A 24,064-nucleotide genomic window follows, 5' to 3' on the forward strand; every position below is an offset into this window, starting at 1 on the left:
TAACTGGATTATTAAATAATGGTAAGACGGATTCTTGTTGTAGAAGACGAAGCACCGATTCGTGAGATGTTGTGTTTTGTACTAGAGCAAAAAGGCTATCAGGCCGTAGAAGCAGAAGACTATGACAGCGCGCTGGAAAAGATCTGCGAGCCGTACCCGGAATTAATCCTCATGGATTGGATGTTGCCAGGCGGTTCAGGGATCAACCTGATTAAGCACCTTAAACGCGACGAACTTACACGTCAGATCCCCGTAGTTATGCTGACTGCGCGTGGTGAAGAAGAAGATAAAGTTCGTGGTTTGGAAGTGGGCGCAGATGATTACATCACCAAGCCATTCTCACCGAAAGAGTTGATGGCACGCTTAAAAGCGGTCATGCGTCGAGTGTCACCCACGTCATTGGATGACGTTATCGATGTGCAAGGTTTGAAGTTAGATCCTGTATCGCACCGTGTGACGGCAAATGAAAAGCCGCTGGATATGGGCCCGACTGAATTCAAAATGCTGCACTTTTTCATGACCCACCAAGAACGTGTTTATAGCCGTGAACAACTGCTAAACAACGTCTGGGGCACTAACGTTTATGTTGAAGATCGCACAGTAGACGTGCATATTCGTCGTTTACGCAAAGCGCTCGAAGAAGAAGGTCACGACAAACTGGTTCAAACCGTTCGTGGCGCTGGTTACCGCTTCTCGACTCGCTCTTAATCCTCACGGATACGCTTTCATATTGTTATCCAATGGCCACTGGATGACAGGCTGGAGACATAGATGGTCGAAAGACTCACATGGAAGAAGCTGGCTCTTGAGCTGGCTTTTTTTTATTTACCTTGGTTCATCATAGGATGGTTCTTTGGCGGTTTGCCTTGGCTACTCCTTCTCGCAACCGTTCTTGTTTTGCTGTGGAATTTCTATCACCAGCTAAAGCTTTCTGATTGGCTCTGGAAAGAGCGTAGTCTCACGCCACCTTCCGGCTCAGGCAGTTGGACGCCGCTGTTTAATGGCATTTACCGCCTTCAAAAACGTAACCGCCGTCGCCGTAAAGAGCTTGCTAATCTGATCCGTCGATTCAGAAACGGTGCCGAATCGTTGCCTGATGCCGTTGTGGTGTTTGAGCACGATGGTTCTATCGTTTGGTGTAACAAGCTGGCTCAAGAACTCTTAGGCTTTCGCATGCCTGATGATGCGGGACAGTACATCGCGAACCTGATTCGTACGCCAGAATTTATCGAATACCTTTCTCGTGCTGAATTTGGTGATGCTTTCGAAATGCGTTCACCGCTGCTTGCGTCTAAAACCCTTGAGTTTCGAACCATGCCCTATGCTGAAGGTGAGTACCTGATGGTGGTACGTGACATTACTCAGTTGAAACAGCTCGAAGGCATGCGCAGAAACTTTTTTGCTAACGTCTCCCACGAATTACGTACCCCGATGACAGTATTACGCGGTTATTTGGAAATGTCTGAAGACCCAGAAATGCTGCAAGGTCCAATGTGGGATAAAGCCCACGGGGTGATGACGGAACAATTGTCTCGTATGGAAGGGTTGGTGGAGCAACTGCTGACGCTATCTAAAATCGAAGCGAGCGTGAAAATAGCGCTCGACCAGAAAGTGAATGTTCCCGCGATGTTGGATGTACTTGAAAAAGAAGCGCAAACATTGAGTGGCGATCAGGCTCATACCTTTGAGTTTGATGTCGATCATTCCCTTCAAGTGCTGGGTGACGATGATCAGTTACGCAGTGCGATTTCCAACTTGGTGTATAACGCCGTGAAACACACACCCGAAGGGGCGGCGATTAAAGTACGCTGGTTCCGTTCATTAAAAGGGCCGCGTTTGGAAGTGACCGACAGCGGTGAAGGTATCGCACCTCAGCATATTGATCGCCTGACCGAACGCTTCTATCGCGTCGATAAAGCACGCTCGCGCCAAACCGGTGGCAGTGGCTTAGGGTTGGCGATCGTGAAGCACGCCCTGAACCACCATGAGTCGGAACTTGAGATTAGAAGCCAAGTGGGTAAAGGCAGTGTGTTCTCCTTTACCTTGCCGGAGCGTTTGTCATGCTAAGGCGCGTTGCGAGTGTGCTATTAGCCGTGAGCACGCTGGTCACCGGTGTGCTCGCGACAAGTTCGGCGGCAAACGCTGACGATCATTTGCCGTTGTATTACCGCACTGACGATATTTCTGGAAACCTGTCGACGGTGGGTTCTGATACTTTGGCCAACCTTGTGACGCAATGGGGGGCGTTGTTTAAGCAATATTACCCCAACGTGAACATGCAAATTCAAACCGCAGGCTCTTCCACTGCTGTGCCCGCTTTGATTGAGTCAACGGCGCAATTCGGCACCATGAGCCGCAAAATGCGCGCGAAGGAAGTGGAGTTATTTGAGCGTCGATACGGGTATCCGCCGACGGCGATAAAAGTCGCGATTGATGCCATGGCGATTTTCGTTCATCAGGATAATCCCATAGAAGGTGTTTCTCTTGATGATGTGGATGCACTGTTTTCAGAAACCCTGCGTTGTGGCTCGACACTGCGGATAACACGCTGGGGTCAAATGGGGCTCGAAGGCAGCTGGGAAAAACGTAGCATTCAGTTATTTGGTCGAAACTCTGTGTCGGGCACTTATGGCTTTTTTAAAGATGAAGCCTTGTGTGATGGGGATTTTCGTAGCGATGTGAATGAACAGCCAGGCTCTGCCTCTGTGGTGCAATCGGTGAGCTCTTCTCTTAATGCCATTGGTTATGCGGGTGTAGGGTATCGCACTGCGGGGGCCAAAATGTTACCACTGAACGTAGATGGAGAGCTTATCTACGCGACGGCAGACAAGGTAACGTCGGGTATTTATCCGCTATCCCGTTATCTTTATGTATATGTGAACAAAGTGCCTGATAAGCCACTACAGAGTATGGAAGCGGAATTCATTAAGATGATGCTTTCTCGCCAAGGTCAGGCTTTGGTGTCGTCAGAAGGTTTTGTCGCCCTCCCTGAAATAGTGATTCAAGAGCAGCTTGAGCTGGTGGGGCTGGACTGATTCTGTCAGCTATTCTCCGTGAGTTATTGAACATGAAAAAAGCCGAAGCAAATTGCTTCGGCTTTTTCGTTGTCACTTGATGCTTTACCCAAGCGCTGTGCGTCGAGGTGTCATTTATTCCGAAATATCAAGCGTCCAGCCTGCGTTTTGCCACAATGCCTGTTCAACGATCAAATCCGCTTCTAGCAATCTATTTTGACGTAACCATGTTTTGGGAAAGCGCAACGTCCACACATCTTCGTTTACGACCAGTTCAACGTCGGGTAACGGATCGTCAGATCGTTGAACGTTCAATACACACGCTAACCGAAGTGACCTGATTAAAGGGAAGATATGCTTGGATTTAAACAAGGTGAAGTCGGGCATTTCCCCCAGTTTTAGTGCCTTTCGATGAAAGCGTGCAAGGGTAGCAAGCACGGTTTGCTGCTCTTGGTTGAAACCTGGTAGGTTCGTGTTTTGCAATATGTAGGCAGAATGCTTGTGAAAACCAGAGTGCGAGATACTTAACCCCACTTCATGAAGCTGTGCCGCCCATCTTAGTAAAACGGATAACTCCTCCTTTTTTGAGCTCAATTGAGGCTCTGCTTGGAGGTATAAGCTAGACGCGACTTGCTGCACTCTATCGGCATGTTGGCTATCAATATGATATCGCTCGGCCAAATCAGCGGCGGTGCGGCTTCGAATGTCACTGTGCTGGAAGCGATCCTCCATTTCATACAGTAACCCTTCGCGCAAAGCGCCGTTTGAAAACACCATTTTTTCAAGCTTCAATGCACTGAAAATGCCGGATAAAATGGCGAGTCCCGCAGCGAACACAGGTTGTCTATCGGGTGACAGTCCCGGTAAGTCGATGTCTTCGCTGTGCTTGAACGTCAACAATGCTTCGATAAGGGTATCGAGTCGCTTGCGTGTGATATGCCCATCATCATGGCCTGACGCAATAAGCACTTCTCGGATGGCCTTAATGCTGCCAGACGAACCAACAGCTTCATTCCAACCGTATCGGATGTATTGTCTGGCGATACTTTCGAGTTTCAATTCTGCAGCGAGCTGCGCGGACGTAAATCGCTTCGCTGATATTTGCCCATCTTTGAAAAAACGTGCGTTGTAGCTGACGCAACCCATGTGCTTGCTGTTCGTGAGTGCGGCGTAGAAATCGCGCCCTATTACCAGCTCGGTACTGCCTCCACCAATATCAACCACCAACTTTTTTCCTTCGCCGGGTTGTGTGTGGCTGACACCCATGTAGATCAATCGGGCTTCTTCAATGCCAGGAATGATCTCAATAGGATAAGGGAATACGTTAGCGGCGCGCTGCAAGAACACATGGCTGTTCTTCGCTTCTCGAAGCGTGAACGTTGCGGCAACACGAACGTTTGCTTCATCAAACCCTTGCAGGCGTTCAGCAAACATACTTAAACATTCAATGCCGCGCGTGATGGCGGCATTGTCTAGGTTTTGATGGCTGTCTAATCCAGACGCTAATCTGACACGCTGCTTGTGTCGACTGACGATTTGCAGTCCTTGCCCGACGACGCGGGCAACGACCATGTGAAAACTGTTGGAACCGATATCAATGGCTGCAATTTCTCTTGGCTTTTCTGCACTAACGTCGTCATTCATTCTTTTGTTTGTCCGCCTGCCGCTTTTCTGCTCGTTCTACTTGTTTAAGGTAATCGTAAATGGCAGTTTGCGAACGAACTTTTTTGCGATTTCCACGTTTTACATACGCATTTGACATGTCTTTATCCAAAACACGCGCCTTCGCACGGTCTAGGAATTGAATTTCAAGAATGTCCATGATGCGTTGTTTCAGGCGTTCGTCTTTGATGGGCGTAGCGACTTCGATGCGATTGTCGATGTTGCGTGTCATCCAGTCAGCAGAAGAGATGTAAACATCGCGTTCCCCACCATTTTCGAAAGCGAATACGCGTGGATGTTCAAGGAAGCGGTCGACAATACTGATGGCTTTGATATTTTGACTCAGGCCTTTAACACCAGGGATCAGTGAGCACATACCACGAATGATCATGCGTATCTTCACGCCTTCACTGCTGGCTTTGTAAAGCAAGTTCACCAGCCCAGGGTCTACAAGATTGTTTACTTTGAGCGTGATGCCAGATTTGCGCTTTGCACGGGCATGTTCAATTTCGCGTTCGATAAGCTTGTAAAGACGACTGCGTGAATTGCGTGGTGAAACAATAAGGTTGGAGAACTTCACGGGCTTGTAGGGGTTCTCTATGAAGTTGAACACCTTGCGAACTTCAGTTGTCAGTGTTTTATCGGCAGTAAACAAGGAAAAATCGGTATAGATACGGGCGGTTTTCTCGTGAAAGTTACCTGTACCTATGTGCGCATATTCCTGAACGCCATCTTCTTCGCGGCGAGATATGAGGCATAGCTTTGAGTGGATTTTTAGGCCGGGTGTGCCGAAGACGACTTTTACGCCTGCATCCGTTAATACGCGTGCCCATTCTATGTTTGCTTCTTCATCAAAGCGGGCCTGAAGTTCAACGACTACGGTGACGCGTTTACCGTTATTCGCCGCATCGATCATCGAGTTAATGATTCGGCTGTTTTTCGCAACACGATAGATGTTGATGCGAATGCTACGCACCTTGGGATCGAATGAGGCTTGGCGAACCAATTCCGTCATGTGTCTGAAGGTGTGGTAGGGGTAATACAAAAGCACATCGCGCGCTCGGATTGCATCAAATGCGTTGTTATGACGCATGAAGTCGGTAGATTCAATGGCGGGTAACGCCGGGTTTTCAAGGTACTTCATCCCCACATTTGGGAAACCAATGAAGTCTTTGAAGTTGTGGTAGCGTGCGCCAGGCAGAACGCTGTCGTAATCAGAGATCTTCAGCATTTTGATGATGCGTTCAATCATGTCTTCAGGCATGTCTCTTTGATAAACGAAACGCACCGGAAGGGCGGTTAAGCGTTGGTCGAGACTGTCTGACATGTTTTCAAGCAAGCTGTGGTCGACTTCGTGTGTTAAATCGTATTCTGCATCTCTCGTCATTTTCATCGCATAGGCTTCGATGCTGTCATAGTCGAAGAAACCACGGAAGATTTCATCAAGACAAAGACGAATGATGTTGTCGAGTAAGATGATGGTTTTACGACGGCGCTTGCCTTTGGGCTCTGGTACTTTGATGAAGCGTTCTACGTCATCTGTTGGGATTTCAATGAGTGCGTAGCGCGTTGGTTGTCCTTCTTTTTTGAGCTCGACACCAATATAGGAGTAAGCATCTTTCAAGAAAGACAGTACATCCATTTTTTCCGTTAGGATAATGGGTGTGATGTGGGGAAGGAGGCTGCTGACGAAAAAGCGTTTAAGCCAGTTTTGTTGATATTCAGTCAATTGTCTTTCATTGACCAAGAAGATATGGCGACGCGCCATCTCCAACAAAATATCGTTATAAAGGTGGTCAAAATCTTGATTGAGTTTAAGCACCTTTTCTTGGATTTTACTCATCAGTTCACGAACGCCCACGTCTCCGTGTTGCTCTTCGCTAATAATGAGTCGGCGTTTTACATCGGCAAACCTGACCTGATAAAACTCATCAAGGTTGCTTGAGAAAATACCGAGAAAACGGACACGTTCGATGATCGGAACGCTTTTGTCGGCCGCTTCTTGTAATACCCTTTCGTTAAACGATAGCCAGCTTAGTTCTTTATCTATGAAAAACGTGTCAGCACTCATCCTTCCCTTTCCTACTTATTCAGATATCGCTGACGTCAAACTCCACGATGAGATCGTCAGACAAGCCTTCCAATGCTTCTCCGAGATCCGATAAAGGGATTGAATTGGCGATATCAAGATCGAAATCTGCCGTGAAAATCATGCCACCAGAATTGGCGGCACTTTGTGCGTGGCTTTTCAGTTTGTTGATATTAATACCAAATTTCGCAATTTCTCGCGTAACCTCTTGAATAATGCCCGAGCGGTCATTGCCTGTCACTGTGAGAGAGTGTGTAGTGCTATCTGGTTCGGATTGACGCGGCGTATCCGCGATCAATACGTCAAGCTCTGGAATGCCGTTCAGTGCTTTTGCGAGCGAGTCCACATCTTCATTTTTGATGTCTACTTGTATGATTCCGGCGAACTTGCCCGCAAGTTTACTCAGGCTACTCGCTTGCCAGCTGCCGTGATGTTGAAATACGGTATCGGAGAGTGTTTCGACAAGTCCTGGCCTATCTGTGCCGATCAGGGTGATCACTAGCTGCTTCATGGTTAATCCTTAACATCTGCATCGGTGGGTCTTCCATTATTAAAGCAGGTCTATTGCATGTCCACTGACGCGTTATTGAGCCATTAGGAAGTGTGTCTTGAATCAATGTTAACAAAGGCCTCAATACCTTTTATCGGCGCCTCATGTCACTTGCTACACGATTTACATATTTATGCACTGTCACAATTATGTCATCAAAAAGACATAATATGAGCCACTAAATCTAGATTCAGAGGTACCAATGGCAAACGCCGCCAATGTGCTGACACAAGGTGATCCCCGTCGGCGCTTGAAAGACAAACTTGCTCGCTTATCCGTTATCGGTGGCGGGTTAGTCGTGCTTTTTGCGTTGCTATTGATTTTCTTCTACCTCGCATATGTTGTGTTTCCTCTTTTTAAAAGCCCAGATGTGACGATTGACACACGTCTGGAGATACCTCTCTCTGGTGCGCCTGCACAGCTCGGCATTGACGAAAATAACCAATTTGGTTTTCGCTATTCAGACACTGGTGAGCTGGTCGTTTTTTCGTTAAATGAGAAACCCGAAACGCTTCTTCAACAGCAACTCGCGTTTTCGCCTACCAGTTTTTTTGCTGCATCGACGGCGGCAGGCAAAGTTGCTTACGGGCTGAATAATGGCGAAGTGTCGTTGCATCGACTCCGCTTTCTTGCTCATTACCAAAATGGCACTCGCCAATTCACCCCTGATATTCAGCCGCTTCAAACTGTAGATTTGAGTGAGGGGGAGGCGCCAGTATCGTCGGTGTCTTTTTCGATGGAAGGCGACCATTTGCTGGTGGCGGGCATCGTTGCTAATGAACTGATCATTTCAGTTCAAGAGCAAGGGAAAGAAACGCGTAGAGCTGTTTTTCCTGTGTTGTCGGGATCAACCGTGTTAGCTGCCCATGATGGCCGTAAAGTGTACGTTCTATCGGAATCTAAGCTGAAGGTCTACAGTGTGCTTCGTCGCGATATCGCGCTGAGAGAAACGGTTGATATCGAGGCCGTGACGAATCAAGAACCACGCTCAATGACAGCGTTGGCGGGTGGGCACTCTTTGTTGATCCGCTTAGAGAACGGTCAGATAGGGCAGTGGTTTGACGTCGTCAAAGCCAATGCGAGATCGCTGACGTTAGCGCGGAGCTTTGATACTCCTCCGGGTATTATGGCGGCGGAATTGCATCGTAATGTGTTTGCCAATTTATCTGAATTCGGGAAATTAACCTTATGGCACGCGCCGAGTGAAACCGATGATCGTTTTTCTTTCTCGGATTTGGCGAAAGGTGTTGAAGCATTTTCGTTCTCGCCGCGTGCGGATCGCTTGATTGCAGAGCAAGGCAATACTCTAACGTTGCTGGATGTTGATAACCCTCACCCTGATGTGAGCATCCGATCGTTGTGGAGCCAAATCTGGTATGAAGGCTATAGCGAGCCTGACTATGTGTGGCAATCAACATCTGGTGATGAATCATTTGAAGGTAAATTGAGTGCGGTGCCTATCGTGTTCGGAACGATAAAAGTGGCGGCATTTGCGCTTCTTTTTGCGGTGCCTTTAGCCGTTGGTGGTGCTATCTACACGGCGTATTTCATGCCATCGGGCTTACGTAAAGTGGTGAAGCCGACGATTGAAATCATGGAAGCATTGCCGACAGTCATTCTCGGCTTTCTTGCTGGGCTTTGGCTTGCACCCATTGTTGAAACCCATTTACCTGCCGTGTTGCTCATCTTCTTTGCATTGCCGATTGCATTTTTGGTCACCGCATTTGCTTGGGCTGAATTGCCGCGGTCAGTGAGAAAGCACCTGCCAAGTGGCGGACACTTGTTTGTTCTTATCCCTCTTATTTTGCTGTTGGGATACACGGCATTTGCGATTGGCCCTTACATTGAAATGCATTATCTCGGTGGCGATAGCCGTGTTTTTGTCACCGATGTGCTTGGCGTGAATTTCGATCAACGAAATGCCATTGTTGTTGGATTGGCGATGGGGTTTGCTGTCGTACCGACGATTTTTACCATCGCGGAAGATGCGATTTTCTCTGTGCCTAGCCACCTTACGAATGGTTCACTAGCCTTGGGTGCAACCCATTGGCAAACCCTTACACGCGTCGTATTGCTGACGGCAAGCCCGGGCATTTTCTCCGCGGTGATGATGGGGTTAGGCCGTGCGGTTGGAGAAACCATGATTGTTCTGATGGCGACAGGTAACACGCCATTGATGGAGTGGAACCCCTTTGAAGGGCTGCGGACTCTGTCGGCCAACATTGCAGTTGAAATGCCCGAATCCGAGGTGGGCAGTTCCCATTATCGCGTGTTGTTCCTCACCGCGTTTATCTTGTTCAGTTTCACCTTCTTGTTCAACACGATTGCTGAATTTGTTCGTCAGCGGTTGCGGGAGAAATACCGTGCGTTGTAATGGCTTTCTCCTCACATCGAAGCGCTCGTTAGCGGGGTGTGATTATGTTTAAACGCTTGAACAGAAGTTCACCTTGGGTATGGATGTCTGCTGGCATGGTCAGCCTGTGCCTTATTGCTGTGCTTGGGGTGATGTTGCTTATTGGTTGGAAGGGATTGGCGTACTTTTGGCCGTCACCTGTTTATCAATTTGAAATTGATACTCCGAGCGGTGTTGAGACATTTATTGGTGAAATCTATGGCACTGAGAACGTGTCTTCAATTCAACTTCAAGAAGCCGGTATTGCGCTTAAAAACCCGACACTGTTAGACCACACGCGTTTATTGATTAAGATTGCGAACCGTGAGCGAGAGGCACACGACTTTATCTCAGTGCTGGAGCAAAACCTGCTTTCTCAAAAAGCATTGCCAGATCTTGCGGTGGTTGAACGCGTTGAAAACGGGGTCTTCTTCGGCATTCCGAGTGGCTACATGCAGGGTGGTAAACTGGTTGATGAGACGCTTACGCCAAGTTTGATTGAACAAAAGGTCACGTTGGCGAGTGATCACCGTGACGAGATTTCTCTTATTGAACACACTGAAATCGGCAAGGTCAGTTATGCGCTAAATGCGCTTCGTGTGGAAGAAAGAGCATTGCTTAAAGCGGGTGAGTCCGTGCCTGATTCGGTGAATGATGAAATTGTGGCGTTGAAATCTCGCTACGCAGGATTAGAAGCTACGTTAGCGTCACTGCGCACTGAAATGTCCCTAGACAGCTTAATTGTAAAAGATCGTAATGGTCACTCTGTCATGATACCTATCGATGATGTGTTGTCTGTCTGGTATCCCAATGCGATGGGGTGGCATGAAAAATTAGGGCATTGGTTGGTTCACATTGGTCGATTTGTGACAGAAGACCCGCGTGAAGCAAACTCAGAAGGCGGCGTGTTCCCCGCCATTTTTGGTACCGTGTTAATGGTATTGCTGATGTCAATCATGGTGACACCACTTGGGGTGTTATCTGCCGTATATCTGCATGAATATGCCAGTAAGAATGCGTTTACTCGCATGATTCGAATTGCCGTTGTGAACTTGGCGGGTGTGCCGTCGATTGTCTATGGCGTGTTTGGGTTGGGTTTCTTCGTTTATTTCGTTGGCGGCAACATTGATGCCCTGTTTTATTCGGACGATTTACCCAATCCAACGTTCGGTACTCCAGGTATTCTTTGGTCTTCATTGACCTTGGCCATTTTGACCTTGCCAGTTGTGATTGTATCGACAGAAGAGGGCTTAGCGCGTATTCCTTCGTCTGTGCGTCATGGCTCAATGGCGCTGGGTGCAACACAATCAGAAACCTTGTGGCGCATCGTTTTGCCTATGGCAAGCCCTGCGATTATGACGGGATTGATTTTGGCTATCGCCCGGGCTGCAGGGGAAGTTGCTCCTTTGATGCTCGTTGGGGTGGTGAAAGTCGCGCCAAGTCTACCGCTTGATGGTAACTTCCCGTTTCTTCACCTAGACAGAAAGTTCATGCACCTGGGTTACCATGTTTATGATGTCGGCTTCCAAAGCCCAAACATTGAGTCGGCGAGACCTCTGGTATACGCGACATCGTTTTTACTGGTCACCGTGATTGTGAGTTTGAATTTGGCGGCAATCACCATTCGTAACCACTTGCGCGAGAAGTATCGTGCGCTTGAACAAGAAGTGTAATTCTTCATGAGGAACCGATAGCGAAATGATCTCTATCAATGCCAACATTGGATTGCCTGGCCCGGTTGATCTGTCATCACTGCCTGATGAACAGACGGCATTGGTGATCAAAAATCTCAACCTGCACTACGGCAATACTCAGGCATTGTTCGATATCAATATGCGTATTCCCAAAGGGAAAGTGACGGCATTTATCGGTCCGTCAGGGTGCGGAAAATCGACGCTACTTCGTTGTATTAATCGAATGAACGATTTGGTGGATGGCTGTCGCGTAAGCGGTGAAATATCGCTGCATGGGATGAACATCTACAATGAAGATGTGGATGTGCCTGCATTACGTCGCCAAGTTGGGATGGTATTTCAACGGCCAAATCCGTTTCCTAAATCCATTTATGAGAATGTGATTTATGGTCTTCGCCTTCAGGGTGTGAAAAATGCGCGTACCTTGGATGATGCGGTCGAACGGTCGCTTCGTGGCGCAGCATTGTGGGATGAGGTAAAAGATCGCCTTCATGAAAACGCCTTTGGTTTGTCGGGCGGTCAGCAACAACGTTTGGTGATTGCGAGAGCGATTGCCATTGAACCGGAAGTTCTGCTTCTTGATGAACCGACATCGGCGCTCGACCCTATTTCCACGCTGACCATTGAAGAATTGATCAATGATTTAAAACGCAAATTTACCGTGGTTATTGTTACGCACAATATGCAGCAAGCAGCACGTGTTTCTGATCAAACCGCGTTTATCAATTTAGGGAAGTTGGTAGAATATGCGGACACAGATACGCTGTTCACCACACCCAAGAACAAGCAAACCGAAGACTATATTACTGGCCGTTACGGCTAAGGATCTTACGTAGATGGATAACCTCAACATCAGCCGCCATATTTCAGGTCAGTTCAATGCTGAACTTGAATCTATTCGCACACATGTTTTAGCGATGGGAGGGCTGGTGGAGCGTCAGTTAACGGATGCGCTGCGCGCGATGCATTATCAAGATGCTGACCTTGCAAAGCAGGTGATCAAAGAAGATCACAAGGTTAATTCGATGGAGGTGGCGATCGATGAGGCTTGTACGAGGATCATCGCCAAGCGTCAGCCAACGGCGGGCGATCTACGTTTGGTTATTGCTATCATCAAAACAATCACGGATTTAGAGCGCATTGGTGATGTTGCTGACAGCATCGCGAAAATGGCGCTGGATAACTTTTCAAACCATCAGCAGCCGTTCTTAGTATCCCTTGAGAACCTTGGGCAGAAAGCCGCCCGTATGTTGCATGATGTGCTGGATGCATTTGCACGCATGGACGTTGATGCGGCCATGAAGGTTTACCACTCAGACGACCAACTCGATAAAGAATACGAAGCGATCATTCGTCAGTTAATGACCTATATGATGGAAGACCCACGCTCTATTCCTAACGTATTGAAAGTGATGTGGTCTGCACGAGCGATAGAACGTGTGGGTGATCGTTGCCAGAACATTTGTGAATACATTATTTATTTCGTGAAAGGCAAAGACATACGACACACGAACAAAGAGCAGCTAGAGAAAATGCTCAAGTAGGTCGCTATTTCACATAGCCCAGATAGAAAAAAACCCGCAGTAGCGGGTTTTTTTGTAAAGGGGAACGCGTTAGCGAATGGCTTCAAAGAACCGTGTGCCGGGTTGATAATCGCCTTTCATGCCAACCAATTGGTTGCTGTCATCGAATGACAAAATCAGTTCTTTTTGTTCTGGCGCATCGTGCCCAGGTTTGAGGTATTGCACAAAATACCAAGTATTCGGATAGCCTGATTCCACTAACATTGGAGGACCAAGTAAGAATTTTACTTGTTCCTTGGTCATGCCAAACTTGAGTTCTTCAACTGCATTTTGGTCGATGTAGTTTCCCTGATTAATATCTATGCGGTAAACCAACTTGTTAGCAAGAGAACAGCCTGTAAGGCTGGCTAAAACAAGTGATACCACAGCGATGTTTTTCCAACGCATGACTTCTTACTTCATTTCCAAAATAGGGGTCGATGATAAACAAGCTAATACGAGAAGTAAAAATCTCTTGCTTGAACTTGTCAGTTCGACCGTGCTATTTCCAAAAAGTTTCTTATCTTAGACCACAAACACCCATAAATCTGAAAATCACGCTGCGATGAGCAGTTCACGTGCGTTTGCCAACGTGTGCTCAGTGATTTCGCTACCACCAAGCAAACGCGCGAGTTCTTGAACGCGTGACGACACATCCAGAGGCACCATGCTTGTGGTGGTGTTGCCTTTGTTGCTGGTCTTAGTCACAAACATTTGCTGATGACCGCAACCCGCGACTTGTGGCAAGTGTGTCACACACATTACTTGGGTGGACTCGCCAAGTTTTCTTAGCAGTCGCCCTACGATGGCGGCTGTTGGACCACTGATACCGACATCGACTTCATCGAAAATCAAACTTGGGGTATCCACTTTCTGTGCCGTGATAACTTGAATAGCAAGAGAGATACGTGATAGCTCACCACCAGACGCCACTTTTCCAAGCGCCTGCATAGGTTGGCCTGGGTTAGTGGAAACCAGCAATTCAATGCTATCAACACCCAGAGGCGACAAATTATTATCAGGGCTACTTTCTAGGGCAATGTGAAATTTACCGTGTTCCATGCTTAATTCATGCATGCTGGATGAAATCAGCTTGTCGAGCTCTTTCGCGTAACGCTTACGACTCTTGCTGAGTTTTTCCGCTGCAAGTAAACACGATTGATATTTAGCATCGACATCAGCAGCCAATTGCTCAACTTTTTCATCGCTGCTGTTAAACGTTTCTAGCTCTGTCACCAGAGATTGATGCGCGGCAAACAGCGAATCAGGCGCGACTTGGTGCTTGCGTGACAAACGAAGAATCGTTGCCATGCGCTCATCTAAATAGCTGAGGCGTGAAGGATCCATGTCGAGTCTATCCATGTAACTGGAAATCTCGTGCGTGGTTTCCTGAACTTGAATATAGGCTTCATCTAACATTTGGGTCAGTTCAGAAAAACGCGAATCCATCGCGGCAAGCTCAGCGAGCTTATGCTGTGCAAACTGCAACAATGACATGGCATTGTTATTGTCGTCTTCAGTCAGGGCTTGAAGCACGCTTTGGCTACAAATGGCGATATCACCACAATTGGAAAGGCGTCTGTGCTCTTCTTCCAGTTCTGGGTATTCGTTTTCACCCAGTGCTAATTCGTTAAGCTCGTTTACTTGGTATTCAAGAAGCTGTTTTTGTGCTTCGAAAGCATCTTTGTTTTTTTCTAGCTGTTTGAGTTCATTTCTCGCGGCACGCCATGCCTGATAACGCTGTCGCATAGTATGCAGCAGGTTTTGGTGGCCTGAATACTGATCCAGCAGAGTTAGTTGGTAGTCGTTACGCATCAATAGTTGGTGCGCGTGCTGGCCATGAATGTTGATCAAATGCTGACCAAGTGATTTTTGCTGAGATGCTGGTACTGGGCTGCCATTAATTAAGGCGCGAGAGCGACCTTCTTTGGTAATGATTCTACGAAGAATGCATTCGTCACCATCAACCAGTTCATTGTCTTCTAACCAGCGTCGTGCGGCAGGATTATTCTGCAAATTAAACAGGGCCACAATCTCAGCTTTCTCTTCACCAGGACGTACCATTGAAGGGTCTGAGCGATCGCCGAGGCATAGGCCAAGTGCATCAATCGCAATAGATTTACCCGCTCCGGTTTCACCCGTAATGGTTGTCATTCCTTTGTGAAAGTCGAGTTCCAACGCTTTAACAATGGCAAAGTTCTGAATCGTAATGTGCGCCAGCATGTATGAGTACCTGTATTAATCATCACCTGTTGATATATACAGTATATACTGTGATTACATACAGTAAAGTTGTTCAATGCACTGTGAATGAGAAAAATGTGATTTAGATAACAAAAAGAGCAGGCTAAGCCTGCTCTTTTTGTATGAATGGATGAGAACTAAAACAGTTTGTTTGACCATCCTAGTTTTGTACGCAGCGTTTTGTAATAGCTGTAATTTTTGGGATGAATCAACTGCAAGAACGATGGACTGCGGTAGATGTGAACTTCATCCCCTGGATTGACGGGAAGAGAAACTTGGCTATCGCAACTGACTTCTAGCGTGCTTCCATTGTCTGGGGAAACCACCAATTTAATGTGACGGTTTGCGTCGACAACCAGTGGTCGACTCGAGAGCGTATGCGGAAACATAGGAACCAGTGAAATAGCATCTAAACTTGGCGATAGAATCGGACCGCCACCCGATAAGCTATACGCGGTTGAGCCAGTCGGTGTTGAAACGATTAAACCATCCGAACGTTGAGAGAAGGCGAAGTTATCATCAATATACACCTCAAATTCAATCATATGTGCAACTTGACCTGGGTGAAGCACAGCTTCGTTGAGGGCCGCGTTATGACTTTTAATCTGCCCATGACGATGAACTTCTGCTTCCAATAGGAAACGATGTTCCTCGACGTAGTCGCCTTCTAAAACAGACGTCAGTGCCGCTTCGTAATCATCAGGATCAATGTCGGTCAAAAAGCCAAGGTTGCCGCGGTTAATCCCAATAACAGAAATATCGAAACGCGATAAAACGCGTGCTGCACCCAGCATGTTGCCATCACCACCAATGACAATCGCGAGATCGGCTTTTTCGCCCAGGGAAAGTAAATCGTGAAAATCTTGCGCGGGAATATTTAAGTAATTATCAAGTCGGTTATCGACCAATGTGCGATAACCTTGTTCAGTAAGCCACTGGTAAAGACTCTCGTGAGTCGCTACCGCCTCCGGATTTCTTGGCTTACCAACCAGAGCGATAGTATTGAAACGCTTTGACATCTTATTGATCCTGCGCCATTTAGAGGCTCAATTATAAGTTATTGATAAAAGCTTGTCGTGCTTTGCCACGAATGACACCTTGAAACACGGGCATACATCCCCATAATAAGCAAAACTGTCGAGATTGATTTCCCAATATCGGTTTTTTGGGGAGTTAACACAGAGTATTGTGTCGGAGAGAGCATGAGCAACGAAGAAAATAAGATCCAGGAAGAAGAATTGCAAAACGACGCGGCTGCGTCACAGGACGAAAACGCCCTTGATGCAGAGACTGATGCGATGATTAGTAGGATCACTGAACTTGAAGCGGCGCTTGAAGCAAGCGAAGCGACGGTAAAAGAGCAGCAAGATAGCGTGCTACGTGCACGCGCAGATGTTGAAAACATTCGTCGTCGTACCGAGCAAGAGATCGATAAAGCGCGTAAATTTGCATTGGAACGTTTTGCGAATGAACTGCTTCCAGTTATCGACAACATGGAACGCGCCCTAGAAATGGCAGACAAAGAAAACGAAACACTGAAGCCTATGCTTGAAGGTGTTGAGTTGACCTTGAAAACCATGAAAGATTCTGTGGCGAAATTTGGCCTTGTTGAGCTAAACCCTGAAGGTGAAGCCTTCAACCCTGAATTCCACCAAGCTATGTCTATTCAAGAAAGTGCTGAGCATGCACCAAACACAGTGATGTTGGTCATGCAAAAAGGCTACGCACTGAATGGTCGCGTTGTACGTCCAGCGATGGTTATGGTTTCAAAAGCAGCATCAGGCAACGTTAACGAACAAGCCTAATATTGCCAGTTTTGAAGAAAACCCGTTTTTAAGCGGGTTTTTTTTCGTTTGAAGCCTTGAAAGCAAAAAAGCAGCCCTCATTTACCTGTCAACGGGAAAGAAAATAAAAAATTTTCTTTATTAGGGTTGAACCCTGAATAGCCAACCCCATATAGGGGTTACGCAATATATAAGATGAATTTTCGGAGAAAACCAAATGGGTAAGATCATTGGTATCGACTTGGGTACTACCAACTCATGTGTAGCAGTACTAGACGGTGACAAGCCACGCGTAATCGAAAACGCCGAAGGCGATCGCACAACGCCATCGATCATCGCATACACCCAGGACGGTGAAACTTTAGTAGGTCAGCCTGCAAAACGCCAAGCTGTTACTAACCCAGAAAACACAGTGTACGCGATCAAACGTCTGATCGGTCGTCGTTTTGAAGACGAAGAAGTACAACGTGATATCGAAATCATGCCGTTCAAAATTGTTAAAGCTGACAATGGCGACGCTTGGGTAGAAGCGAAAGGCGAGAAAATGGCTGCGCCTCAGATTTCTGCCGAAGTTCTGAAAAAAATGAAGAAAACTGCAGAAGATTTCCTTGGTGAGGAAGTCACTGGCGCGGTTATCACTGTTCCTGCGTACTTCAACGATGCTCAGCGTCAAGCAACCAAAGATGCTGGTCGTATCGCAGGTCTAGAAGTTAAACGTATCATCAACGAACCAACCGCTGCTGCATTGGCATACGGTCTGGATAAAGAAGGCGGCGACCGCACTATCGCGGTATACGACCTTGGTGGTGGTACTTTCGATATCTCAATCATCGAGATTGATGAAGTTGACGGCGAGAAAACATTCGAAGTTCTAGCAACCAACGGTGACACTCACCTAGGCGGCGAAGATTTCGATAACCGCATGATCAATTACTTGGTTGAAGAGTTCAAAAAAGACCAAGGTATTGACCTGCGTAAAGATCCGCTAGCGATGCAGCGTCTAAAAGAAGCTGCAGAAAAAGCGAAGATCGAATTGTCTTCTGCGCAACAAACTGACGTTAACCTGCCGTACATCACTGCTGATGCGTCAGGCCCTAAACACATGAACATCAAAGTGACTCGTGCGAAGCTTGAGTCTCTTGTTGAAGATTTGGTTCAACGTTCACTGGAGCCATTGAAAGTTGCTCTTGCGGATGCGGACCTGTCTGTTAACGACATCAACGATGTTATCTTGGTTGGTGGTCAAACTCGCATGCCAATGGTTCAAGCAAAAGTTGCTGAATTCTTTGGTAAAGAAGCACGTAAAGACGTAAACCCTGATGAAGCAGTTGCTGTTGGTGCTGCGGTTCAAGGTGGTGTTCTTGCGGGTGACGTTAAAGACGTACTTCTACTAGACGTTACTCCACTGTCTCTTGGTATCGAAACCATGGGCGGTGTGATGACGAAACTGATTGAGAAAAACACCACGATCCCTACTAAGGCGAATCAAGTGTTCTCAACAGCTGACGACAATCAAAACGCAGTAACTATCCATGTTCTGCAAGGTGAGCGTAAGCAATCCATGCATAACAAATCTCTAGGTCAATTTAACCTAGAAGGTATTCAAGCGGCACCACGTGGTATGCCACAAATCGAAGTTACTTTCGACTTGGATGCGGATGGTATTTTGCACGTGTCTGCAAAAGACAAGAGCACAGGTAAAGAGCAGAAGATTACTATCCAAGCATCGGGTGGTCTGAGCGACGACGAAATCGAGAAAATGGTTCAGGAAGCGGAAGCGAACAAAGAAGCAGATAAGAAGTTCGAAGAACTGGTTACTGCTCGCAACCAAGCTGACCAAATGGTTCACGGTACTCGCAAGCAAATTGAAGAAGCTGGCGACGCACTACCAGCAGACGAGAAAGCAAAAATTGAAACTGCTATCTCTGAGCTAGAAGAAGCGCGTAAAGGCGAAGACAAAGCAGCAATCGACGAGAAAGTACAAGCGCTTATCGCCGCTTCTCAGAAATTGATGGAAGTTGCACAGCAACAAGCCCAGTCTGCTCAAGCTCAAGACGCCGGTGCAGAGTCTAAGCAAGACGACGATGTTGTTGATGCTGAGTTCGAAGAAGTTAAAGACGACAAAAAATAAAACCAGCTAATTTTTAGCTAGCCGTTTTATTTCGCACGGGCGTAGGAGGATTCTCCTCCGCCCGTAGTTGTATCATGCGAAGCGGATTTTTGTCCGCCTAGTATAAAAACAGGTGACAACTGAAAAATGTCAAAACGTGATTTTTATGAAGTACTTGGCGTAAGCCGTGACGCCAGCGAACGCGACATTAAAAAAGCGTACAAGCGTCTGGCGATGAAATATCACCCTGATAAAAATCCAGGTGATGAGTCAGCCACAGATAAGTTTAAGGAAGTTAAACTTGCCTATGAAATCTTAACTGACGATCAGAAACGTGCTGCTTACGATCAGTACGGTCATGCTGCATTTGAACAAGGTGGCATGGGTGGCGGCGGTTTCGGTGGCGGAAGCGCAGACTTCAGTGACATCTTTGGTGATGTCTTCGGTGACATTTTTGGCGGTGGTCGTCGTGGCGGTGGTGCACAACGTGCGCAACGCGGCGCGGATCTTCGTTACAACATGGAATTGTCTCTTGAAGAGGCGGTTCGCGGTATTACACGCGAAATCGATGTTCCTACCTATGTAAGCTGTGACCCATGTGGTGGCAGTGGCGCGAAAGCGGGCTCATCACCACAAACTTGTGGTACGTGTCATGGCCAAGGCCAAGTGCAGATGCGTCAAGGCTTCTTCGCAGTTCAGCAAACCTGTCCTACCTGTCACGGTCGTGGAAAAATCATCAAAGATCCTTGTGATTCTTGCCATGGTCAAGGACGAGTTCAGAAAACCAAAACACTTAGCGTGAAGATCCCAGCAGGTGTCGACACGGGTGACCGTATCCGTTTGACTGGCGAAGGTGAAGCTGGAGAGTTTGGTGCACCAGCGGGTGACTTATACGTACAAGTTCACGTTCGCGACCACCACATCTTTACGCGTGATGCCAACAACCTTTATTGCGAAGTGCCTGTGAGCTTTACGATGGCTGCGCTAGGTGGTGAAGTTGAAGTCCCAACTCTTGATGGCCGTGTTAGCCTGAAAGTACCGTCTGAAACACAAACCGGTCGCATGTTCCGCATGCGTGGTAAAGGTGTTCAGTCAGTGCGCGGCGGCGGCGTCGGTGATTTGATTTGTAAGCTTGTGGTAGAAACGCCTGTTAACCTAAGCAGCAAACAAAAAGAACTTCTAAAAGAGTTTGAAGAGTCTTTGGGTGGAAGTGCAGCGAAAAAGCACAAGCCTAAATCTGAAGGCTTCTTTGATGGCGTCAAAAAATTCTTTGATGACCTGACAAGCTAAGACGCAAAGCGAATACAAAAAACCGGCCTGATGGCCGGTTTTTTTATGTCCAACATTTGCTGCTATCTAATGCGGTTCCATCTTTACTCGTGTTTGATTGCTCCGATGCAGCATTAATGATCATTGTGTAGCAGTCGGTATCATTTTTCTGATTTGACGTTGATTTTGGGGTGGCCTTAATTTTGTAAACGTCATTGCCTGCCCCTGAATTGTCGATAGAAAATGTATATTCCTCGGATACTTGGCATCTTGTGCATTCTATTTTTGAAGGGTAAGCGCTTGTAGCTGTGTATTGCTGCTCTACCCAAACCTGCAATTGATAAAGATCGGTTTGTACACGGCTTCTTTCTGCTTGGATCAAATAGTTGCTGAATGCGGGTACCGCTATAGATGTCAGCGCACCAATAATAGCGATAGCCACTAATATTTCGATCAATGTCATACCCAGTTGTAACGTTTTGATTCCTCGAACCATTTTTATCTTCGCTATGCAGTAATTCTTTATTGATTCCAAAGGCATAAGTTATCTTCGTGATAATATCCAGACAAGTTATGTTGGAAATATTGGACGTCAACAGTGAGTTATTGGAATCGACTACGCGGATTTAGCTTAATTGAAATGATAACAACCTTGTCAGTACTGGCAGTGGTCACAGCGGTAGCAGTCCCTACATATGTTTCCTCACACAAAACTGCGAAGGTTGAAAGCACTGCAATGCAGTTGCTTTCGGTTTTGGAAGTCGGGCAATCAGAGTCGCTAAAACGTCATCGTAATGTCTATGTACATTACATCCCTGTTTCCAATGTGTTTGGTGGTTGTATTGGTTTAAGCGAAACATCTGATGCTAAGGCGTTTTCTTGTTCGGATAATGAAGGTTTGCAGAAGGTTTTTCTTGATATTGACGACTTGGTTGCCGTCCAATCTCCAGTGGAAACTGGACCAGTAAAACTCTTTCACTTCTCACATATGACTGGCCTTCCCTCTACAAACACGACGCTCAAACTTTCGGCAGGATCTGAAACAGGCAAAGAGTCTGGCATTATGATCCGACAATATTCCGGTCTAAAAGGATGCAGTAACACAGCCGTGAGTGATTGGGATGCTTGTCCATCATGAAAAAAGCATTGCTGTACGGTTACACCCTTATAGAAATGATGATTGGCTTGACCGTCAGTCTTATCGTTCTTGCCTCCGCTCTCGCCTTGTTTTCAGTTAACACCAGCATGGGTACGCAACAACTCCAAAGGGATTTCCTCAATACTCAGCTAAATATGTTAGCGACAACGATAAGCAATGAGATAAAAAGAGCGGGTTTTTGCTTTGACTGCGTGTCTACGAATGTCTTTATGTTGTCAGATTCGTTAGGTGATTCTTCTTCAATTTTAATCGATGATAGCGCGACTGAAACGAAGAAAAGGGCATGCATCCTATTTGCCTACAACCATGACAAGCGTTCGGGAGCCTTATCTCTTAATAAAGATGATGCGAAGGGATACAGGTTAGGACAAGACAGTAAGAATAACCCTGTCATTGAAGTTTATGAAAATTGGAAAGGGCTTACGAATTGGAACTGCGGCAGTGGTAGCTCTGATGGCGGTACAAGTGGATATTGGCGAGATATGACTTTCGACAGGATCGTTATTAATACACTGACTTTCCAAAGAAGCAGCTACCACTCTGTTGGCAGCAATACGAATCGCCTTCAATCTATTGACATAGAGATCAAAGCTTCATTGAAAGCAGACAGCTCGGTCGTTGATTCGGTAAATTTCTCCGTTGTTGTACCCAACGTGGATGGTTAATGCATGAACAACCAAAAAGGAATGGCTACGTTAGCTGTAGTTAGCAGTGTTGTTTTAATTATCGCTTTGTTTGCTATATCAGTTGGAAGCTCGGGGATTTCAGACATTAAAAATTCACAAAACATAGTGATAGATACTCAGCAAAGAGCAAACGCTAAAGCCGGGCTAGATTGCGCCATTGCAGTGTTTGAGGAAAAGGGGCTCAATCCAAAAGATGCTGATTTTAGCCAATCAGTCTTTGATGTTTGTCAAGCGCCAACAAACAGCAGTATTACATTGACTGATGACATGACGCACTGGACATTGAGTGCCACGTCAGGCTATGCCGTTCAGAGTGTATTGGTTAAATCTGGTGGAGCTACGGCTGCAACATTCAAGACCTCGGGCAGTTTGGTTCTAGATGGCGGTAATGCTTGGATACCTGCGAAAGGCGACAAAATCGGTACCGATGGAGATATAGGTATATATGAGTGCATTGCCATTATTGCAGGAGGCGATGTCACTATCGATGTTGGCAAAAGTTCCGCTGAATTCAAATCGGCACTGACCGGAACGAATGAGCAATGTCATGAAAACTTCAGCACTCACATACCTGCGAAGTCTGATCCTGTAACAAACAAATTCGAATCTGACATATTAGATAATCAAGAAAATATCGATGTATTCCAAGATTTGTTTTATACACCCAAAGAAAATTGGGCAAGTGTAAAAAAGACTTTTGACGTAAAGATAACCACAGGATCTGCGATTTCAAACAAAGAAGCGGTTAGCAGTTGCGGCAGTACCATTAAGTCTGAAATCGATGCGGGTAAAAAAAAGATCTGGGTTGATGGCGACTGTTTTATAGCTGGGCTATCTGGTGCAGGAAGTAGTGAAAACCCTCCGCTTGTCGTTATAAAGAATGGTGTGGTCGGCGCTAAAGATGCTTTCACATTTCATGGAACAATTTTTCAGTTTACGGTCGATTATTCAGAAAGTAGCCTCGCAGATTCGTGGGGAGCATATCAAAAGACAGACGGGACGGGTCACAATCTATGTGAAGGCGGAGCGATGTCTTCTCTTTGTGCTGAGTTGATTCTTGAGTACAAAAATGATTCGAGTAAATGGGGTAAATTACCGTTTTACTTCCATGGCTCCTATGAGAGTAAGGGAAGCTATCTCGTCGATGTTCCGGGTTCAATATCACTCGTGAAGGGATCATTTAAGCCAGGGTATGACGAAGGTAAAGACCCATCGCCAGGAGGTTCTGGTATACCTAGGATATTAAAAGGGAGCATTCATGACTTCTAATCGTGGGTTTTCATTGGTAGAGGTTCTGATATCTATCTTTATTGTTGTGCTATCAGGCGTTGGAACACTAAAGCTATACAGCTATATAGAGGTAGAAAAAGCTAACGCAGGTCTATTTGTTAAAGCGACCTATATTGCTGAAAGGCAAATTGCCATGCTTCAAAGCTTTAATACGATAGGTTCTAGCTGCGCCGATAGAACGCTAGCTGACATCACGGATTGTAAATTGTCGCTAGAAAATGGTAGCCCTTTCTCTATTGTTCTAAGGGGGGCTGAAGGTGGAGTGCTAAAGGATCCCGATGAAACTGGCGTTGAAGAGCCCTACGCGAAGGTACTTATTGTTAGCGTATCCTGGAATGACCGTTCAGGAAGCTTCAAAAACCTATCGATACCTGTTTCCGTATCAAAATACACCAACCTGCTCAATTAGTGCTCGAGCGGGCGCTTTTCGTGATGTTTTTCACAAAAAGCCCTTGCCAAGATCTGAACCATCCCTATAATGCGACCTCACTGACACGGCGACCTGCTCCACACGGAACTGGCCACTGAATCAGTACGGTGAAACGGCTTCAAAATTGAT

At 46.5% G+C, this 24,064-nt stretch carries 21 protein-coding genes; 14 read left to right on the forward strand and 7 right to left on the reverse strand.

The window, feature by feature from the left end; genetic code table 11:
• Positions 1 to 18: 18 nt before the first annotated feature.
• The 3 genes from phoB (at position 19) to BCT27_RS14805 (ending at position 3,035) form a co-directional block, all read left to right on the forward strand.
• Positions 19 to 708, forward strand: coding sequence for a phosphate regulon transcriptional regulator PhoB (phoB, locus tag BCT27_RS14795; RefSeq protein ID WP_017012467.1), 690 nt, complete (start codon positions 19 to 21; stop codon positions 706 to 708).
• Positions 709 to 771: 63 nt separating this feature from the next.
• A complete protein-coding gene (gene phoR / locus BCT27_RS14800) occupies positions 772 to 2,067 on the forward strand; it encodes a phosphate regulon sensor histidine kinase PhoR (RefSeq protein ID WP_102396122.1) in 1,296 nt (431 codons plus the stop codon).
• Between the two features lie 14 nt (positions 2,068 to 2,081).
• Positions 2,082 to 3,035 carry a PstS family phosphate ABC transporter substrate-binding protein gene (locus BCT27_RS14805; RefSeq protein ID WP_102318957.1) on the forward strand — a complete coding sequence of 318 codons (954 nt, stop codon included), beginning with the start codon at positions 2,082 to 2,084 and terminating at the stop codon, positions 3,033 to 3,035.
• Positions 3,036 to 3,149: 114 nt separating this feature from the next.
• Here the strand turns inward: BCT27_RS14805 and ppx are convergent, their stop codons facing one another.
• Genes ppx through BCT27_RS14820 form a run of 3 tightly spaced genes read right to left on the reverse strand, consistent with a single transcriptional unit; the run spans position 3,150 to position 7,276 of the window.
• A complete protein-coding gene (gene ppx / locus BCT27_RS14810; protein ID WP_102318956.1) occupies positions 3,150 to 4,658 on the reverse strand; it encodes an exopolyphosphatase in 1,509 nt (502 codons plus the stop codon).
• Positions 4,651 to 6,747 (reverse strand): polyphosphate kinase 1, encoded by a 2,097-nt coding sequence (gene ppk1 / locus BCT27_RS14815; protein WP_102318955.1) that lies wholly within the window; start codon positions 6,745 to 6,747, stop codon positions 4,651 to 4,653. Before ppk1 ends, ppx begins: the two co-directional genes overlap by 8 nt.
• 19 nt (positions 6,748 to 6,766) lie before the next feature.
• Positions 6,767 to 7,276, reverse strand: a complete 510-nt coding sequence (locus BCT27_RS14820; protein WP_102318954.1) for a glycine cleavage system transcriptional repressor — start codon at positions 7,274 to 7,276, stop codon at positions 6,767 to 6,769.
• A 241-nt stretch (positions 7,277 to 7,517) separates the two neighbouring features.
• Between BCT27_RS14820 and BCT27_RS14825 the strand changes: the two genes are divergently transcribed.
• From BCT27_RS14825 to phoU, 4 genes are read left to right on the forward strand one after another with little or no spacing between them, the layout of a single operon-like run.
• The gene (locus BCT27_RS14825; protein ID WP_102318953.1) at positions 7,518 to 9,689 is read left to right on the forward strand and encodes an ABC transporter permease subunit; all 2,172 of its coding nucleotides are present in this window, start codon (positions 7,518 to 7,520) and stop codon (positions 9,687 to 9,689) included.
• Positions 9,690 to 9,733: 44 nt separating this feature from the next.
• Complete coding sequence (gene pstA, locus BCT27_RS14830; RefSeq protein ID WP_102396123.1) at positions 9,734 to 11,380, forward strand: phosphate ABC transporter permease PstA; 1,647 nt, start codon at positions 9,734 to 9,736, stop codon at positions 11,378 to 11,380.
• A 25-nt stretch (positions 11,381 to 11,405) separates the two neighbouring features.
• Entirely contained in the window at positions 11,406 to 12,224 is an 819-nt protein-coding gene (gene pstB, locus BCT27_RS14835) for a phosphate ABC transporter ATP-binding protein PstB (RefSeq protein WP_017012475.1), read from the forward strand.
• 13 nt (positions 12,225 to 12,237) lie between these two features.
• Complete coding sequence (phoU, locus tag BCT27_RS14840) at positions 12,238 to 12,945, forward strand: phosphate signaling complex protein PhoU (protein WP_017012476.1); 708 nt, start codon at positions 12,238 to 12,240, stop codon at positions 12,943 to 12,945.
• A gap of 69 nt (positions 12,946 to 13,014) precedes the next feature.
• Here the strand turns inward: phoU and bamE are convergent, their stop codons facing one another.
• The 3 genes from bamE to nadK form a co-directional block, all read right to left on the reverse strand.
• Positions 13,015 to 13,371: an outer membrane protein assembly factor BamE gene (bamE, locus tag BCT27_RS14845; protein WP_017012477.1), complete on the reverse strand. Its 357-nt coding sequence runs from the start codon at positions 13,369 to 13,371 to the stop codon at positions 13,015 to 13,017.
• Between the two features lie 147 nt (positions 13,372 to 13,518).
• A complete protein-coding gene (gene recN / locus BCT27_RS14850; protein ID WP_102396124.1) occupies positions 13,519 to 15,186 on the reverse strand; it encodes a DNA repair protein RecN in 1,668 nt (555 codons plus the stop codon).
• 158 nt (positions 15,187 to 15,344) lie between these two features.
• Entirely contained in the window at positions 15,345 to 16,226 is an 882-nt protein-coding gene (gene nadK, locus BCT27_RS14855; RefSeq protein WP_017013349.1) for an NAD(+) kinase, read from the reverse strand.
• Positions 16,227 to 16,409: 183 nt separating this feature from the next.
• Here nadK and grpE point away from each other — a divergent pair, with 183 nt between their 5' ends.
• The 3 genes from grpE to dnaJ all read left to right on the forward strand — a co-directional run bounded on the left by grpE (position 16,410) and on the right by dnaJ (position 20,391).
• Positions 16,410 to 17,012: a nucleotide exchange factor GrpE gene (gene grpE / locus BCT27_RS14860; protein ID WP_017012480.1), complete on the forward strand. Its 603-nt coding sequence runs from the start codon at positions 16,410 to 16,412 to the stop codon at positions 17,010 to 17,012.
• A 196-nt stretch (positions 17,013 to 17,208) separates the two neighbouring features.
• Positions 17,209 to 19,122, forward strand: coding sequence for a molecular chaperone DnaK (gene dnaK / locus BCT27_RS14865; protein ID WP_102318950.1), 1,914 nt, complete (start codon positions 17,209 to 17,211; stop codon positions 19,120 to 19,122).
• A 126-nt stretch (positions 19,123 to 19,248) separates the two neighbouring features.
• Positions 19,249 to 20,391, forward strand: a complete 1,143-nt coding sequence (gene dnaJ / locus BCT27_RS14870; RefSeq protein WP_017012482.1) for a molecular chaperone DnaJ — start codon at positions 19,249 to 19,251, stop codon at positions 20,389 to 20,391.
• Between the two features lie 43 nt (positions 20,392 to 20,434).
• On the opposite strand, the gene BCT27_RS14875 is transcribed toward dnaJ, so the two are convergent.
• Positions 20,435 to 20,911 (reverse strand): type IV pilin protein, encoded by a 477-nt coding sequence (locus BCT27_RS14875; RefSeq protein WP_102396125.1) that lies wholly within the window; start codon positions 20,909 to 20,911, stop codon positions 20,435 to 20,437.
• A 57-nt stretch (positions 20,912 to 20,968) separates the two neighbouring features.
• Here BCT27_RS14875 and BCT27_RS14880 point away from each other — a divergent pair, with 57 nt between their 5' ends.
• The 4 genes from BCT27_RS14880 to BCT27_RS14895 are packed head-to-tail and all read left to right on the forward strand — an operon-like array spanning position 20,969 to position 23,914.
• Positions 20,969 to 21,508, forward strand: a complete 540-nt coding sequence (locus BCT27_RS14880; protein WP_102318948.1) for a pilus assembly FimT family protein — start codon at positions 20,969 to 20,971, stop codon at positions 21,506 to 21,508.
• On the forward strand, positions 21,505 to 22,194 hold the full coding sequence (locus BCT27_RS14885) for a PilW family protein (RefSeq protein ID WP_102391824.1): 690 nt from the start codon (positions 21,505 to 21,507) through the stop codon (positions 22,192 to 22,194). Before BCT27_RS14880 ends, BCT27_RS14885 begins: the two co-directional genes overlap by 4 nt.
• A 3-nt stretch (positions 22,195 to 22,197) precedes the next feature.
• Positions 22,198 to 23,484 carry a hypothetical protein gene (locus tag BCT27_RS14890; RefSeq protein WP_102396126.1) on the forward strand — a complete coding sequence of 429 codons (1,287 nt, stop codon included), beginning with the start codon at positions 22,198 to 22,200 and terminating at the stop codon, positions 23,482 to 23,484.
• On the forward strand, positions 23,474 to 23,914 hold the full coding sequence (locus BCT27_RS14895) for a type IV pilus modification PilV family protein (protein ID WP_102318945.1): 441 nt from the start codon (positions 23,474 to 23,476) through the stop codon (positions 23,912 to 23,914). Before BCT27_RS14890 ends, BCT27_RS14895 begins: the two co-directional genes overlap by 11 nt.
• The last annotated feature ends 150 nt before the right edge of the window (positions 23,915 to 24,064 follow it).

Origin of the sequence: Enterovibrio norvegicus (assembly GCF_002876705.1) — a bacterium.
In the GTDB taxonomy this organism is placed as follows: domain Bacteria; phylum Pseudomonadota; class Gammaproteobacteria; order Enterobacterales; family Vibrionaceae; genus Enterovibrio; species Enterovibrio norvegicus_B.